This is a genomic window from Bacillus sp. KICET-3, assembly GCF_033261025.1.
In the GTDB taxonomy this organism is placed as follows: domain Bacteria; phylum Bacillota; class Bacilli; order Bacillales; family Bacillaceae; genus Bacillus; species Bacillus sonorensis.
In genome coordinates this window covers 3,080,279-3,095,004 of sequence record NZ_CP137345.1, presented here as the reverse complement: position 1 = coordinate 3,095,004, position 14,726 = coordinate 3,080,279, and the positions used below count along the sequence as shown (strand labels likewise).

Genomic DNA, 14,726 nt, shown 5'->3' with positions numbered 1-14,726 from the left:
TTATTTTGAGTTATTAGGGATTGTCATGGTAAGTCTGGTGCCGTTTTTGGTATCGATGTGAAGGCTCCCGTTTGCAAATTCAAGCCGTTCTCTCATACCGAGCAAGCCATGTCCTTTTGAAAAGTACTTTTCTTCACCTTGAAACGTTCCATCGTCAGTCACTGTAATGACAACTTCCTTCCAAAGCTGCTGAATGTCAACACGGCAGGTTTTAGCCTGACTGTGTTTAACGACATTTGTAACAGCTTCCTTTAAGCACATGCTCAAAATGTTTTCATTAAGCAATGAGATATTTTCCGGCAATTTTTCTTCTTCATAGATAAACGCAATGTCAGCTGCTTCGAGAATTTGTTTGATGTTTATGATTTCATCCTTGAGCCGGATGCCTTTCATGGAGGATACGATTTTTCTGACTTCATTTAAAGAAGTTCTCGCAGTTTGCTGAACGCTTTTCAACTCACGCGCTGCTTGATCGGGATCTTTATAAATTAATTTTCTCGCCAAATCGCTTTTTAAACCGATAAGAGACAGCTTTTGCCCAAGTGTATCGTGGAGGTCGCGGGCAATCCGCTGCCGTTCTTCCAATTTCACCAAATTGGCAATCCGTTCATTTGCATACTCGAGTTTTTCTTCCAGCCGTTCGCGCTCTTTACGGCTTCTGATACTGAACGGCAATAAAATCGCGCTGATGAGCGTAATGACCACAAAAGGAATTTGTGTCAGAAAAAATTCTTTTTTTAATACGAGACTGAAATTCGCTGCGAGGGCTGCGCTTATTAAATGAACGTAATATAAAATGTGAAAAGGAACGCGTTCTCTAATGTTTCCTATAAAATATGCGATAAAAAAAGCAAAATAAATATAACTGAACAGCATAATCGAGGCGGTTGAAATGCCGATTAAAGTAAACGCCCACAAATAAACGGCCCAGCCTTTTGAGACAAAAGCAAATCTGTATACCGCAAAAAATAAAAGCGTCAAAATGATGCCGACGACGATGACAAGTGTAGATGATGATTGCATGATAAAGTAGAAGGGAAGGATGAAAAATATCGTCCATATATACGGCGAGATCCCGTTCAGTTTTTGAAATGTAAAATGTTTTTTGAGCATGATATAACCTCATTTTCAGCGTTTCATCTTTAGAGTAACTTTACCATTGCCGGAGCGGGATTGCATCATCGAACAACAAAAAGAAAGTCTTCTTGTTGATATAAGAAGACCTCCTCATCGTCAGGCGTTCTTCCGCAGCTTCTGTTTTTCTGTTAAATCAGGCGGAAGGTGGGCAGATATTTGTTTGATATCCCGAAATGTCACAAATTTCTTTTTTTCTTCATCCCAAAGGCGGAATGCAAGTGATTGCAGGCTTGTTTTTAAGGTGATGGTCGGGACGTTTTTTAATGGTTCGTGCTGCTCATGTGCGATTTCAAGCTTATAGTTAGGCACCTTTGGGCTCAGATGGTGAACGTGGTGGTACCCGATATTGCCTGTCAGCCATTGAAGCAGTTTCGGGAGTTTATAAAATGAACTTCCTTCCACTGCGGCCTGCACGTAGCTCCAGTTTTCATCCGCTTCAAAATAAGAATCTTCAAATGTATGCTGAACATAAAACAGCCAAACGCCCATTGAACCGGAGATCAGAAAGATCGGACCCTGTACAAGCAAAAACGATTGCCAGCCAAAGATCAGACAGCAGACAGCAGCCAATGCCGCGATTGCAATGTTGGTGAGGTATGTGTTCACACGCTCCTTCCGTCCTGCGCCTTTTTTGTTAAAGCGGTTTGTGATCAGAAAAACATAAATCGGGCCGAGAATAAACATGATAAACGGATTTCTGTAAAGTCTGTATACGATTTTTGTGCGTAGAGGTGCGGCTTTATATTCGTTTACCGTTAACAGCCAGATGTCGCCCGTTCCGCGTTTATCCAGGTTGCTGCTAGTCGCGTGATGAATCGAATGGCTGTGCTGCCATTGCAGGTAAGGGAATAAAGTCAGAACGCCTGTCAGAAAACCGAGAATATGGTTAAAGCGCTTTTGTTTGAAAAAAGATTGATGGCAGCAGTCGTGAAAAATAATGAAAATTCTCGTCAAAAACCCTGCGGCAATCACCGTTATTCCTAAAGTAAGGAGATAGGAGACATTGAGGCTGAAATAGGCAAGAAACCACAGTCCGAAAAAAGGAATAAACGTATTGAAGAGCTGAATCAGACTGTTTTTGGTATCAGGCTGGGCAAACGCAGCAACCTGTTTTGTCAACTGTTTTTGTTTATGTGCGATGGTTTGTTCAGTCATAGTAAAGTTATCCTCTCATAAATGGGTCTTAAGTTAAGTTTACGCCACAGAGAGATGTCTTTGTAGTAGCACACATCATGCTTCATATATGACACTTGTCATGTTTCCTTAACTCGAATTGATTGATCAAGCATAAGTGACAATGTCATGATGGGGCAAATCCGCATGATAAGATGGTAAAGAAGGGAAGTTGTAAAAGTACGATGATTGATTAATGAAACAAAGTTCTTTTACAATGATGTAATTGATTATTTATATTTTAGTCAATTAGATAAGGAGTGAATTCATATGTCACGAATGGAAAATAAAACATTTAATTGTGAAAAGGAGTTGACGCTCAACATTATCGGAGGAAAGTGGAAAATGCTGATTTTATGGTTTTTGGGAAAAGAAGGCACGAAAAGGTTCGGAGAATTAAAAGCCCTGATGCCCGGCATTACGCAAAGAATGCTGGTGAATCAGCTCCGTGAATTAGAAGAAGATCATATTGTACATAGGGAAGTATATCCGGTTGTTCCTCCCAAAGTTGAATATTCCCTTACAAAACAAGGAGAAAGTTTAATGCCTATATTAGAGGCGATGTATGAGTGGGGTAAAAATTATATAGAAACCAATTTTTCAAAAGATGATAAATAGAATGATTGACTTTGAGATACTGTTTTGGAGACAGTATCTTTTTCTATACCATATGAGGAAAAGTATAGTATGTAAAAAAAAAGTGCGTACTATTAAAGGCATTTTCCCCTTGTTATACTTTTGGTGTAACGAAATATCAAGAGAATAATCCGCGGAATTCTTAATTTAACAGGGGTGACTTTAAGTGGAATTACAGTTAGCATTAGATTTAGTAAATATACCGGAAGCCATCAAGGTGGTAAAAGAAGTAGAAGAATACATTGACATTGTAGAAATCGGTACGCCGGTTGTGATAAATGAAGGCCTCTGTGCAGTAAAAGAGATGAAAGATGCTTTCCCGAATTTAAAAGTGCTGGCAGACCTTAAAATTATGGATGCGGCCGGGTATGAAGTAATGAAAGCCTCAGAGGCAGGAGCCGATATCATCACCATTTTAGGAGCTGCTGAAGACATGTCTATTAAAGGCGCTGTAGAAGAGGCAAAAGCTCAAGGGAAAAAAATCCTGGTGGATATGATCGGGATTAAAGACATCAAATCACGCGCTACGGAATTGGATGAACTTGGTGTCGATTATATTTGTGTGCATACGGGTTATGATCTTCAAGCCATTGGCCAAAATTCATTTGAAGACTTAATGACCATTAAGAATGTAGTAAAAAACGCTAAAACGGCTATTGCAGGCGGAATTAAATTGGACACATTGCCCGAAGTCGTTAAATTAAAGCCCGATTTGATTATTGTTGGGGGCGGTATTGCAAATCAAGATGATAAAGCTGCAGCAGCCGCAAAAATGAAGCGGATGATCCAGCAATCATGAAGACCCATGATTATCTAAAAGCGATCATCGCAGAGCTTGATCATGCAACGTCTCAAACTCAAGCGGAAGGAATAGAGAACTTCATATCCAGTATCATTTCTTCTGAAAAAGTGTTTGTTACCGGTGCAGGTCGTTCTGGTTTAATGGGAAAGTCATTTGCTATGAGATTAATGCACATGGGTATTAATGCATTTGTAACAGGAGAAACCGTAACACCACCATTTACCGGAAAAGACTTGCTTATCGTGGGCACAGGTTCAGGGAAAACAGAAAGTTTGCTTCGTATGGCGGAAAAGGCAAAAGATATCGGAGGTACTGTAGCGACAGTTACTATCTCTTCAGATTCGCCAATAGCTGAAATAGCTGATCTGATCCTGCAGCTGCCGGGTTCACCTAAAGATCAAACGACGGGCGATAAACAGACGATACAACCGATGGGATCGCTTTTTGAACAGACTCTTTTATTGTTTTATGATGCTATCATATTGCGAATTATGGAAATAAAAGGGCTGAATACTCATCACATGTATGGAAATCATGCAAATCTTGAATAAATAGACCTTCATGTAAAGAAAATCACCATCCGCTATCTCGGATGGTGATTTTTTGTATAAAAACCGGTTTTTAACATATCATTTGCATCTTTATTATGATTTTAAAATGTGAATATCGTAAAATAAAAATCCGGTGGTGCTGGGAACTAAATTGGACATTGAAAAGGATACACGTTTCATCTACACAGTATTTTTTTGTCCATATCATTGCTCCTCATGTTTTTTTCGTACCATTCACCAAAGATAAAAAAGTCATTGAAAAGGAAGCAAAAAAATTAGGAAAAAAAGCTTCCTATGCAAATATCTGTGGCATTCGAATTTGACGCATGAAGAGGAAAGGCGGTCAAAAATAGACCCTTTCTGCATGTTAAAATGTTTCATATAATAAACATAAACGATATGAATGAAGTGCTAGGAAATTTAGTTTTCATTAGACTTAGGAAACAAAAGAAAAACCGCGAACGCAACATCCTAGCTGTCAGAGAGTAAAAGGACGGTTGATAAGACCGCAGCTAAAAAAGATGAGGATCAATTGTAAAGATACATGGCAACTGAACTTTTGATGCTGATGTAGCTGTTGATAGAGAGCATTCATAACAAATGAAGCTGATTGGAAATGATTAGATGAAGCAAAAAAGTATGATAATGGAAATGAAGAAATGAATTTAATTTATGAAGGAAGTGAAAGCGTGGATTTTGAAACGGTTATGAAGGAATTGGAAGCTTTGGGTACGGAAAACATGAAGAAAAGATACATAACGAATGGTGCACACGAACCGCTTTTTGGCGTTGCTACAGGCAAAATGAAGCCGCTGGCAAAGAAAATCAAGAAAAATCAGCCTTTGGCGGAGCAGCTTTACGCTACCGGGAACTACGATGCCATGTATTTTGCCGGCATTATTGCTGACCCAATGACAATGACTGAAGAGGATTTTGAGCGCTGGATCGATGCGGCGTATTTTTATATGCTATCTGATTATGTTGTTGCCGTAACTTTGGCAGAAACCGATTTTGCGCAAGCTGTTGCAGATAAATGGATCTCAAGCGGTGAAGAACTTAGAATGTCGGCAGGCTGGAGCTGTTACTGCTGGCTTTTGGGTAATCGATCAGACGATGAATTTAATGTGACCAAAATTGCCAGTATGCTTGATCAGGTGGAACATACGATTCATGATTCTCCAGATCGAACAAAATCGGCTATGAATAATTTTATCTACACAGTCGGGATTTCATATTTGCCGCTCCATGAAAAGGCGGTTGAAACCGCAAAAGCAGTAGGACCGGTTGAACTCAGGCGAGGCAAGAAAAAAAGCAGCACCCTGAATGCTTCCAAAAATATTCAAATGGATATTGATAGAGGCCGTCTTGGTTTCAAACGGAAATATGTAAGGTGTTAGCATAGTTTTCAGTAAACCATCTAAAAATAAATAGGAAGTGGAATATGGAAAATAACGTTTTTGAACAGATGGCAAAACGATATGATACAGAAGAAAGAATTGAATTAGCTAAAGTGATTGTGAATGAAGTAAGACCGGAATTACGAAACAGTCAATCAAAATCTTTAATTGACTATGGGAGTGGTACTGGTCTCATTAGTTTAGAATTATCAGATTTAGTAGATTGTATTTTGTTGGTAGATTCATCAAAACAAATGTTGGAGGTGGCGAAAGCTAAAATTTCCCGCAAAGGAATTGCCAACGCAAAAGTGCTTTATTCAGATTTTACCCAAGAAACCCCTGAACTGAAGGCAGACATCGTTTTAATGTCACTAGTCCTTCTTCATATTCCGGATACGAATAAAATTTTACAAGAATTGTTCGGCATTTTAAATGATGGTGGCAAGCTTATAATTATTGATTTTGACAAAAACGATAAAATACAACATCCGAACGTTCATAACGGTTTTTCGCACGAAGAATTGAAAAAAAGATTATCCGATGTTGGATTTAAAACAACTGAAATGAAGACATTTTATCATGGTCATCGTATTTTTATGAGTCAGGATGCCTCAATGTTTATATCGAGCAGCATAAAGTGATTTCTTGTTTTTTATAGAGAAAGCCGGAAAATGAGATCCGGCTTCTTCTGCTTTTCCGCCCGATAAAACTCATGAAACATCTTCATCAGCACCCGTTTTTCACAAGTCCGGACATGTGCTCCGCGAAAATCCCGAGCTCCTTCGTGATTTCGCGTTGCGTTTTTTCTTTAATCAATGCCGAAGCGGCCGACGATGATTTCTTTTCAATAACGTCCAAGATGATGGTTTATTTATTACCTTTTTCAAGTCCGCGCCTAAGCTTAGTGTCGATAAAATCTTCGTTTTCCGATTTTAAGGCATCGATAAGGCAGATTTAGATGCAACCCATAGGTTACCTGTTTGGAATTCAGTTATAAAAAGATCTTTCCAATAACCTGTGGCATACAAAAAGCGATTTATTGACTTTGGGAAATTGATATTGACAAAAGTATTGTGTAAAATAACCCCTTTTTATAAAATGAAAAGTAATTATTTGGATATGGAAGGGGAGAGAAGTGTGAAAAAGAAAATGTATTTTTTAATCGTACTGCTTTTTGCAGGTGCTTGTTTTGTGACTCCGTATGACTTTGTCTCGGCTGAAGGGTTTTTAGACCATAAAACTGCCATTGACGATCTATATTACTCAGGGAAAAAGACAAGGGAAATTGTAAAGGATGGGCAGATGCATTTTACGCTGGAAACAACATACCATGAAAATGGAATCGTTGAAGCCATCGTTACGGAAAATAAACATACGACTCATATTCAATATAACCCTGCAACGGGCATGACCTTATTAAACGGTGTAATATTAGAATCAAAGAAAGAATTTGAAATGGGCTTATCAGCATACAAAGAAGTATACATGGGGACTGTAACAAATAACGTTCCGGCAGGCACTTTGGTTGGAGCGGCAATTTCTTTGACAAGTATATGGACCAGGGTTCCGGCGAGCAGAGTAAAACAAACAGTTTTAACCCTAACTTCATTAGCTGTAGGAGAGACACTTGATAAATTAATAAAGGTAAAAATCAAGCAATACAGAACCTCGAAGCCTGTCAAAGATGGAAGCATGTGTTACAAACAATATAAATATAAGCATAAGTCCACATGGTATTATAAGAAAAAACAAAGCAAACAACAAAGCTCAAGCTGGTTTTTACAAAGTAAGCCCTGTTAAGGAGCGGGAAAATGAGCAAATGTCCGGTATGCAGGAAACCGTTTACTTTTAGAGAAAAATCTAAACTTATTAGAACAAAGAGGCCAACTTGTCCGAGATGTAAAAGTCCGCTAAAGGAAACAACAGCTTCAAAATTGCTTTTTAGTTTGATTTTTATTTTGCCAATACTTTATTTGATGTCTTTTTGGAGCGGATGGGATTCACTATTCAAGTGGTTTTCTCTTTTTATTTGGATTGTGTTTTGTTTATATATTTTGCAACCTGTACTTTATCGTTATGATAAGACAAAAAAGCTAAAGGGCTGAATCGAACAAATATTCAGCTCTTCGCCTGTCAGGGAACTATGAATGTGCAAAAAATCCTCAGCGTATTCTTTTTTCATGTAAGGTGCCAGGTTTATTTCATCCTGCCAGAGTCTCTTCACTGAATATCACTTCCTCTTCACCCATTTCTCAGATTCGGAGTCATAGCTTCGTGAGATCCCGAGCTCCTTCGCGATTTCGCGTTGCGTTTTCTCTTTCTTCAAATCAAGGCCGAAACGGCCGACGATGATTTCCTTTTAAAATACAGCTATTCATGCCATTATATACACTCTATCGACTGTGAAATTGCTATAATGTGGTTAATTCTCCTTCGCGTTTGGTGTCAGAAAAACCATGAACCCATCGCGAATTACTACATAAAGAAACAGAAGATGGAGCGAAAGCAATGAGACGATATATCATGTCAATTTAACATGCTCGAGTAAATCATCTGGGATATTTGGTGGATTCTCTAATCATCTTCTGGCAGATACTCACCCCTTTCATAACCATTTTTAAAGCTGCATAACAAATCATAAAACCTTGTAGTGGCTATAGGATCAATTCTTTTGTGCCTGCTTAACGAGCAATCGTTATGAGACAGGAAAAATCATTTCTTGATGGTTATGTTTAACAAAGAAGAAAGGACGAGATTGATGAAGGAATATTTTTCAATTGGGGAAACAGCCCGTCTAAATAACATTTCAATTCAAACATTGCGCTATTATGATAAGATCGGAATTTTCAAGCCTCAATGTACAGATCAGGATAATGGCTATCGATATTACCATGTTAAACAGTTCTTTTATTTGGATATTATTAAATATCTCAAATATATTAAAACGCCTTTGGAAGAAATTAAGCGCATTATCTCGCATACATGTACCCCTGAACTGATGCAAACTTTTCTTGAGGAGCAAGAAAGCGTGATTGAGCGTGAAATGGAAAGACTCGAACGTGCCAGGCAATTGCTTCAAAGAAGAAAAAATCAGCTTAATGAACAATTGGAGATACGCACTAAAAAAGAAGAAGGTCTGGTTTATGTTCGACATATAGAAGGCCAAACCATTTTAAAAGCAGCGACACCTCAAGTGAATCCTCATGACCAATCAGATTTGTATTACCGAAAATTGGCTGAAGTCCTTGAAGAAAGAGGAGATATGGTCGATAACTATTATGGACTTATTTATGATTTAAAGCCTTATAAAGATTCCGGTGATATTTATTGCAACAGTGTTTATACGACGATTTATGATGGAGTAAAGATAGATATAGGAGAACAAAATATTGGGATAGATACGATCCCATCCGGTGAATATGTGTGCATTGCATTTGATTGCTCTGCAACAAATTATTTTTCATACTATCAAAAACTGTACCATTTTATTGAATCTCACGGCATCCAAACGGATGGAAAAGTATATCAAGTTTCTCTTCCAAACAGCTATAACTCATTAAGAGAAGAAGACTTCCTCACAGAATTTAGAGTGCTGAAACAATAACGAACCCCTTGACCCTATAGTTGCTATAGGGTTTATCATTTATGCATCTTCTTATGAATATTGAAAGGAAGGATGTATAAGATGGCAGAAGATAAGACGATTGGGTTACTTATGCCGCAATGGCAAGGCGGAAACAACCTGCCGGGAGCCCATTTATTAAACTGGGAATGGTCCATTTGAAGAAGTATCTGTCGATTTAGATGTGAGCCTCTCAAATTCTAATAAAAAGTAAATGAAAACAAAGGAGCGATGAAGATGAGAGCACCGATAGATGAACCAATTTGGTACGCCTACCCTGGAATGGTAGCTGTAGTTACGGCTCAATATGAAGGCGAAAAAAACGCAATGGCTTCCGGGTGGCATACGTATATTGGATCTTCTCCTGGAATGTATGGGATATCAGTAAACAAAGAGACATTTACTTACAAAATGATTGAGAAAAGTGGTGTTTTCGGTGTGAATTTTCTTCCGGGGAGATGTTCGGAATTAATTCAAGCATTAGGCACTCATAGCGGTAGAGATATAAATAAGTTTGAAGCATTTCGTATTCAATACGAAGCAGGGCTAAAAGCTGAGATACCGATTTTAACTGATGCGTATTTTGCTTATGAGTGTAAAGTACACAGTATTTCCACCTTGGGCGATCAAGAGTGGATTGTGGGAGAAGTTTTACAGAGGTATCAAGATAAAGAGCTTTTCTTAAAAAATGGAATGCCAAATTTAGAAAAAGTGGATATTCCGCTTCATATTGGAGGATCCAGCTACCGAATATTAAATAGTAAAGCGGAGGAACATCAACACCCTTTTTAGCCCAAAACTGATTGAAACATTGATTATTACGTGGCATACATGCTCTTATTCCATCTCACACGGTCCAAATGAATCTATCTTGTCCGTTGCTAGCGGGAGCATCACTTATGTTGTGGATAAGCTTGAAAAAAAGGAATTCGTTAAAAGGGAGCCAAGTCCGACAGATCGGCGATCGTCAAACGACAAAGGGCAAAACTTATTTAAAGAAATTTTTCCTCAACACGTTGAAGTAATATCTGAAAATTTGTCTTTTGTAAGCACTGAGGAAAAGATACAGCTAACAGATCTTCTCAAAAGGATTGGACTTGGTGCCAGTCAGCTTAAATAACCTGAAAAGATATGCATTTATAAAGGCAGGGAATTTAAAGGTTCCCTGCCTTTTTGTATTCTAGCCGACCTGGTGTCAGTGACATGTACAGGATTGGAAAAAACAGAGCTTTAGATCATAACGAGACACTAGAACAGGCGGTGGAGCTGGGCGTGAAATGATGAATATTTCTGTATTGTCCGGATATGTCATTTGAAAGCAGAGAGCGTAATGAAAAATAACTTATGATTCGAAGAAATGAAGATTAGATCGCAGAAGCGGATATGTTTTAATGGCTGCAAGTATATCGAGTTCGTGGTATACGCCGGGGTGTTAATCATTCTTTTGATATAGTTGTTTAACTGTTTCTATGAATATTTTTGGTGCGTGAGATGTTTGCGGTGTTGTGCAAATTCCTATTGTACGATAAGTGTTTTCCTCCAACTCAATCGCCTTAATGTTGTTGCGCGAACCCTTAATTACCAACTCAGGTCGAATATTAATACCCAAATTAGCTACGACAAGCGCTAAAATGGATTGGTCATCCGAAACTTCATATCGAACCTTTTGTTGAATGTTATGATCTTTAAAAAATGCGGCGACCTCGTTATCCGGGCTGTTGTATGTTTATCTGAGTTGAATTCTTGCCAGTATGGAAGCAATAGATAGCTTTGCATGCCGTATTTTTCAAAGCAGGCTCTGCCCTTCAGAATAGAATAAGCGATTTTGTTTTGTTCACCATTAAAAAATGCTTGTTTAAGAAATATCTCTAAATACAACGTAGGGGGGAAGATATTATGAATAATTATACAAATTCTGTTTGTGGTTAAATCGTCATGGAAATTCAGTATGTTACTATTGTTTATTTCCGGGAAAGAAATTAATTATATTTATATAATCAATTGGTTAAATGAGATTTAAAAAATTCTTAAATTAAAGGGATTAAATAAAATGTTCCTATTATATAATTTTATGAAAATAATAAAAATAGCATATAAAGGGATTTTCATTAAGAAACATATTGACAAAAAATTTAAGGATAAGATAATATCAAGTTGCATAGGATGCATTTTCCTTTGCAAAGAATGGAGGTCATGCCATGATTTAGAATAATGGGACTTTTAGACTGTTTGTTGTTCGACAAGGGGATTCAATTTCACATGCGGGTAGACATCTTTGATTCGGCAGAGAACAAAGATTTATTTTTTTGAGTCAATTGAGAATGATTATCATAATCATCTGTAAATCTCTTTATACAATACACCGGAAGTTTATTTTTTTTCATCTCAATTGATAATAATTATCAATTTCATTTAGGGGGTTCGTTTATGAGAAAGCGCTTAGCTTCAAGTGTTTTGCTTGTTTTGAGTTTTGTTGTGCTGCTGGCGGGTGCTCCATTGCAAAGAGCTTCGGCGGCATCGCTCGAAAGCGGCACCTACACAGTGCAATATGTGGTGTGGAAAGCAAATAGCGATACGGCTTCAACAGCCAATACTTATTTTGAAAAACCGGCCACATTAATTGTGAAGGACGGAAAAATCAAAGCTCAGGTAACTTTGAATAACAGCTCCTGGATTACAAAGTTCCAAACTTTAGACAAAGGAACATATAAAGATGCTGCTGTCATCAGCACAAATTCAACTTTGAACAAAAGAACGGTGGAGTTCAATGTTTCTGATTTGAATCATGTCCTTCCTGCTAAAGTTAGCGTAAACGTTCCTTTGATCGGTTATAAAGGAAACTATGACATCAGGCTGAAATTTGATGCTGAGAGCATCCAATCTTAAATGGAAGGGTCTGTAGAACGATGAAAAAATGTCTTATCATCCTTGCTTCCAGCTGTATGGTTCTTCTGTCTATGCTGCTGTCGCCGCTTTCTGCAGCGCTTGCGGCCTCTGAGCTGAAAGACGGTACATATTCGGTGGGATATACAGTGATGAAAGCAGAAGGTAATGCGGTGTCAATGGCAAATGATTACTGGCTGAAGCCTGCAAAGCTTATTGTGAAGAACGGCAAAATAACTGTCCAAATGAAGATTAAAAACAGCGATTGGGTAACTGAATTTAAGGTTCCGGGAAACGGCGGCTATGTGGATACCCAGGTGATATCGAAAGATAAAGCGCAGAATACACGTACCGTACAGTTCGCAGTTTCAAGCTTAGCCAAACCGATCAAATCAAAAATTCATGTGACGGTTAAGTCTGCAGACTACGATCATGATTACACGATTCAGCTCAAGTTTGATACAGGAAGCATTCAACAGCTTGGCACCAGCGGCGATAACTCAAAAGATACAGAAGCTGCGGCAGCTGGTTCTTCTTCATCAAATAAAGAAAAGACCAACTCTTCTCAATCGGAGCAGGCGGAAGCTAATCCGCAAACAGGCGATTCAAATAAGGCAGGGTGGATGATCTTGCTGATTGTTGTCTCCGGAGGATTACTTGCCCGTCAATTCGCAATAAGAAATAAAAGAGTGTAATAGAAGAGGAGAGTGAGTAGATTGAAACGATTTCTGCATTTAACGGCCGGTTTTCTTCTTGTTTTATTCAGTTTTGCAACCGCGCTTCAACTTCCTGCAGATCGTGCATATGCAGCCCTTGCGGATGGCAAATATCAAACACAATTTAAGATATTAAAAGATGGTACTGATGAAGCATCAATGATGGACACTTACACAGAAAAGCCCGCCACGATAGAAGTGGAAAATGGGAAAATCTACGCTTCCTTCACACTGAAGCAAAGCGCGGAAATTACGAATTTTAAAGTTGAACAAAACGGTGTTTTAACTGAAACGAAAACAGTCAGTGAAGACAAGGATGCCAACACCCGTGTGGTTAAATTTGAAGTGGGTGATTTGTCAGCAAAGATCAACGGATGGGTTAAAATTTACTGGGATTTAGGCGGCTTTATTTACGATGAGTCATATAATGTGCAAATCGAATTTGACAATAACTTAAAGCCCGTCAATGTCCAGAATCCGGACGACAAAACAACAACCCCGGACGATAAAACAACAGATCCGGGAGATAAAACGACAACCCCGGACGATAAAACGACAGATCCGGGAGACAAAACAACAACTCCGGATGACAAAACAACAAAGCCGGGAGACTCAACCAATTCGAATAAATTGGAAGATGGCACCTATTCCATTCAGTACAGTGTGTTAAAAGGTGATACGGATGAAACTTCCAGAATGAGCGATTATTTCTCCCATCCCGCAACTTTGACGGTAAAAGACGGGAAGCAGCTCATTTCCTTTACGATCAAAGACAGTACATCTGTCAGATCGCTTCAAACAGAGGATAACGGAGCTTTGAAAGAAGTGAAGACCGTCAGAACAAATGAAGCTAAGAATACGAGAGATGTAGCCTTTAATGTATCAGATCTGTCAAAAACGGTAGACGGAAAAGTGAAAATTTCTGTACCTGCCGCCAATTATGAAGGCACATACGATATTCGTTTCAAATTTGATCAAAAGAGCATCGCCGCGATGAAGGACGGCGGAAGCGGAAATCATTCGACAGTGCCGTCAGCGAAAAAAACTGATCAAACTTCTGTTCCGCCGACTTCAAATTCCAAAACAAAGGGTGCAGAACTTGAAGACGGCATCTATCGCTTGCCATTTACCGTCTATTACCCTGACAAAAATGAAAAATCGCGGATGAATGATTATTTCGCCAGCCCTGCGACGCTTGTGGTGAAGAACGGGAAGAAATATGCCTCCTTTACGGTGAAAGACAGCTCTTCCATTACTAAGCTGAAAATTGGAGTAGGCGGAAAATACGTTGACACGCATGTCGCAGCTGTTGATAAAAAAGCAAATACCCGCATTGTTCAATATGAAATTGAAAATTTAAATGAAGATCAACATGCGCTTGTTAAAATTGATCTCCCTGAATTCAACTACCATGAACAGTACGAGGTGCGTTTTGTTTATGATGTGAAAAATATAGAAAAAGGACAGGGCAGCGGGGTTGCGAGTGTAATCGGTCAAAAGGGCTCCCTTACATTTGACAAAAAGCCAAGCACAAGCGTGCCGACAACGGTAGCGGATCTGATCAGCCCAGTTTCTGAGAAAAACGGAGCGGAACATCTAAAATTTGATCGCGATGCTGACAGTTCTGATCATTCAGCTGATAAGACGGACACCGCAAACCCGAAAACAGGTGATGCGGGACCGCTTTTCCTGTATTCCTTGCTTCTTTCAGCATCCCTGTTTGTGCTCATTAAAAAGTACAGAACACGAACGCTCTAATACATGTTTGGATTTCAACGATGTGCCTGTGCATACCCAGGCACATCCCCT

15 protein-coding genes and 2 pseudogenes are annotated in these 14,726 nt (G+C 38.8%); 12 read left to right on the top strand and 5 right to left on the bottom strand.

Annotation, left to right across the window (positions count from 1 at the left end):
- Positions 1-1,113, bottom strand: coding sequence for a two-component sensor histidine kinase DesK (locus tag R5H20_RS15825; protein WP_006637694.1), 1,113 nt, complete (start codon positions 1,111-1,113; stop codon positions 1-3).
- A 120-nt stretch (positions 1,114-1,233) separates the two neighbouring features.
- The gene (gene desE / locus R5H20_RS15820; RefSeq protein WP_006637693.1) at positions 1,234-2,292 is read right to left on the bottom strand and encodes a Delta(5) desaturase DesA; all 1,059 of its coding nucleotides are present in this window, start codon (positions 2,290-2,292) and stop codon (positions 1,234-1,236) included.
- A 288-nt stretch (positions 2,293-2,580) separates the two neighbouring features.
- On the opposite strand from desE, the gene R5H20_RS15815 reads away from it, so the two are divergent.
- The 5 genes from R5H20_RS15815 to R5H20_RS15795 all read left to right on the top strand — a co-directional run bounded on the left by R5H20_RS15815 (position 2,581) and on the right by R5H20_RS15795 (position 6,337).
- A complete protein-coding gene (locus tag R5H20_RS15815; protein WP_006637692.1) occupies positions 2,581-2,928 on the top strand; it encodes a winged helix-turn-helix transcriptional regulator in 348 nt (115 codons plus the stop codon).
- 184 nt (positions 2,929-3,112) lie between these two features.
- Positions 3,113-3,745: a 3-hexulose-6-phosphate synthase gene (gene hxlA, locus R5H20_RS15810; RefSeq protein ID WP_006637691.1), complete on the top strand. Its 633-nt coding sequence runs from the start codon at positions 3,113-3,115 to the stop codon at positions 3,743-3,745.
- Positions 3,742-4,299 (top strand): 6-phospho-3-hexuloisomerase, encoded by a 558-nt coding sequence (gene hxlB, locus R5H20_RS15805; RefSeq protein ID WP_006637690.1) that lies wholly within the window; start codon positions 3,742-3,744, stop codon positions 4,297-4,299. The genes hxlA and hxlB overlap by 4 nt, the downstream gene beginning before the upstream one ends.
- Before the next feature lie 689 nt (positions 4,300-4,988).
- Positions 4,989-5,696: a DNA alkylation repair protein gene (locus R5H20_RS15800; RefSeq protein ID WP_006637689.1), complete on the top strand. Its 708-nt coding sequence runs from the start codon at positions 4,989-4,991 to the stop codon at positions 5,694-5,696.
- 44 nt (positions 5,697-5,740) lie between these two features.
- Positions 5,741-6,337 carry a class I SAM-dependent methyltransferase gene (locus R5H20_RS15795; protein ID WP_006637688.1) on the top strand — a complete coding sequence of 199 codons (597 nt, stop codon included), beginning with the start codon at positions 5,741-5,743 and terminating at the stop codon, positions 6,335-6,337.
- Positions 6,338-6,348: 11 nt separating this feature from the next.
- On the opposite strand, the pseudogene R5H20_RS15790 reads toward R5H20_RS15795, so the two are convergent.
- A pseudogene (locus R5H20_RS15790) lies at positions 6,349-6,650 on the bottom strand (hypothetical protein); the annotation flags it as partial.
- A gap of 105 nt (positions 6,651-6,755) precedes the next feature.
- On the opposite strand from R5H20_RS15790, the gene R5H20_RS15785 reads away from it, so the two are divergent.
- On the top strand, positions 6,756-7,496 hold the full coding sequence (locus R5H20_RS15785; protein ID WP_224254424.1) for a hypothetical protein: 741 nt from the start codon (positions 6,756-6,758) through the stop codon (positions 7,494-7,496).
- Between the two features lie 448 nt (positions 7,497-7,944).
- On the opposite strand, the pseudogene R5H20_RS15780 reads toward R5H20_RS15785, so the two are convergent.
- Positions 7,945-8,055: pseudogene (locus R5H20_RS15780) on the bottom strand (sigma factor-like helix-turn-helix DNA-binding protein); the annotation flags it as partial.
- 399 nt (positions 8,056-8,454) lie between these two features.
- On the opposite strand from R5H20_RS15780, the gene R5H20_RS15775 reads away from it, so the two are divergent.
- From R5H20_RS15775 to R5H20_RS15765, 3 genes are all read left to right on the top strand, one after another.
- Positions 8,455-9,300 carry a MerR family transcriptional regulator gene (locus R5H20_RS15775; RefSeq protein WP_040348239.1) on the top strand — a complete coding sequence of 282 codons (846 nt, stop codon included), beginning with the start codon at positions 8,455-8,457 and terminating at the stop codon, positions 9,298-9,300.
- Between the two features lie 255 nt (positions 9,301-9,555).
- Complete coding sequence (locus R5H20_RS15770; protein WP_006637684.1) at positions 9,556-10,110, top strand: flavin reductase family protein; 555 nt, start codon at positions 9,556-9,558, stop codon at positions 10,108-10,110.
- Between the two features lie 112 nt (positions 10,111-10,222).
- Complete coding sequence (locus R5H20_RS15765) at positions 10,223-10,438, top strand: MarR family winged helix-turn-helix transcriptional regulator (protein WP_006637683.1); 216 nt, start codon at positions 10,223-10,225, stop codon at positions 10,436-10,438.
- Between the two features lie 312 nt (positions 10,439-10,750).
- Here R5H20_RS15765 and R5H20_RS15760 read toward each other — a convergent pair whose 3' ends face one another.
- A complete protein-coding gene (locus R5H20_RS15760) occupies positions 10,751-10,993 on the bottom strand; it encodes a type 2 periplasmic-binding domain-containing protein (RefSeq protein WP_224254548.1) in 243 nt (80 codons plus the stop codon).
- A gap of 752 nt (positions 10,994-11,745) precedes the next feature.
- Between R5H20_RS15760 and R5H20_RS15755 the strand changes: the two genes are divergently transcribed.
- From R5H20_RS15755 to R5H20_RS15745, 3 genes are read left to right on the top strand one after another with little or no spacing between them, the layout of a single operon-like run.
- The gene (locus R5H20_RS15755) at positions 11,746-12,204 is read left to right on the top strand and encodes an NEAT domain-containing protein (RefSeq protein ID WP_006637682.1); all 459 of its coding nucleotides are present in this window, start codon (positions 11,746-11,748) and stop codon (positions 12,202-12,204) included.
- A gap of 20 nt (positions 12,205-12,224) precedes the next feature.
- The gene (gene isdC / locus R5H20_RS15750) at positions 12,225-12,896 is read left to right on the top strand and encodes a heme uptake protein IsdC (protein WP_006637681.1); all 672 of its coding nucleotides are present in this window, start codon (positions 12,225-12,227) and stop codon (positions 12,894-12,896) included.
- Between the two features lie 21 nt (positions 12,897-12,917).
- The gene (locus tag R5H20_RS15745; protein ID WP_006637680.1) at positions 12,918-14,675 is read left to right on the top strand and encodes an NEAT domain-containing protein; all 1,758 of its coding nucleotides are present in this window, start codon (positions 12,918-12,920) and stop codon (positions 14,673-14,675) included.
- Positions 14,676-14,726: the final 51 nt, after the last annotated feature.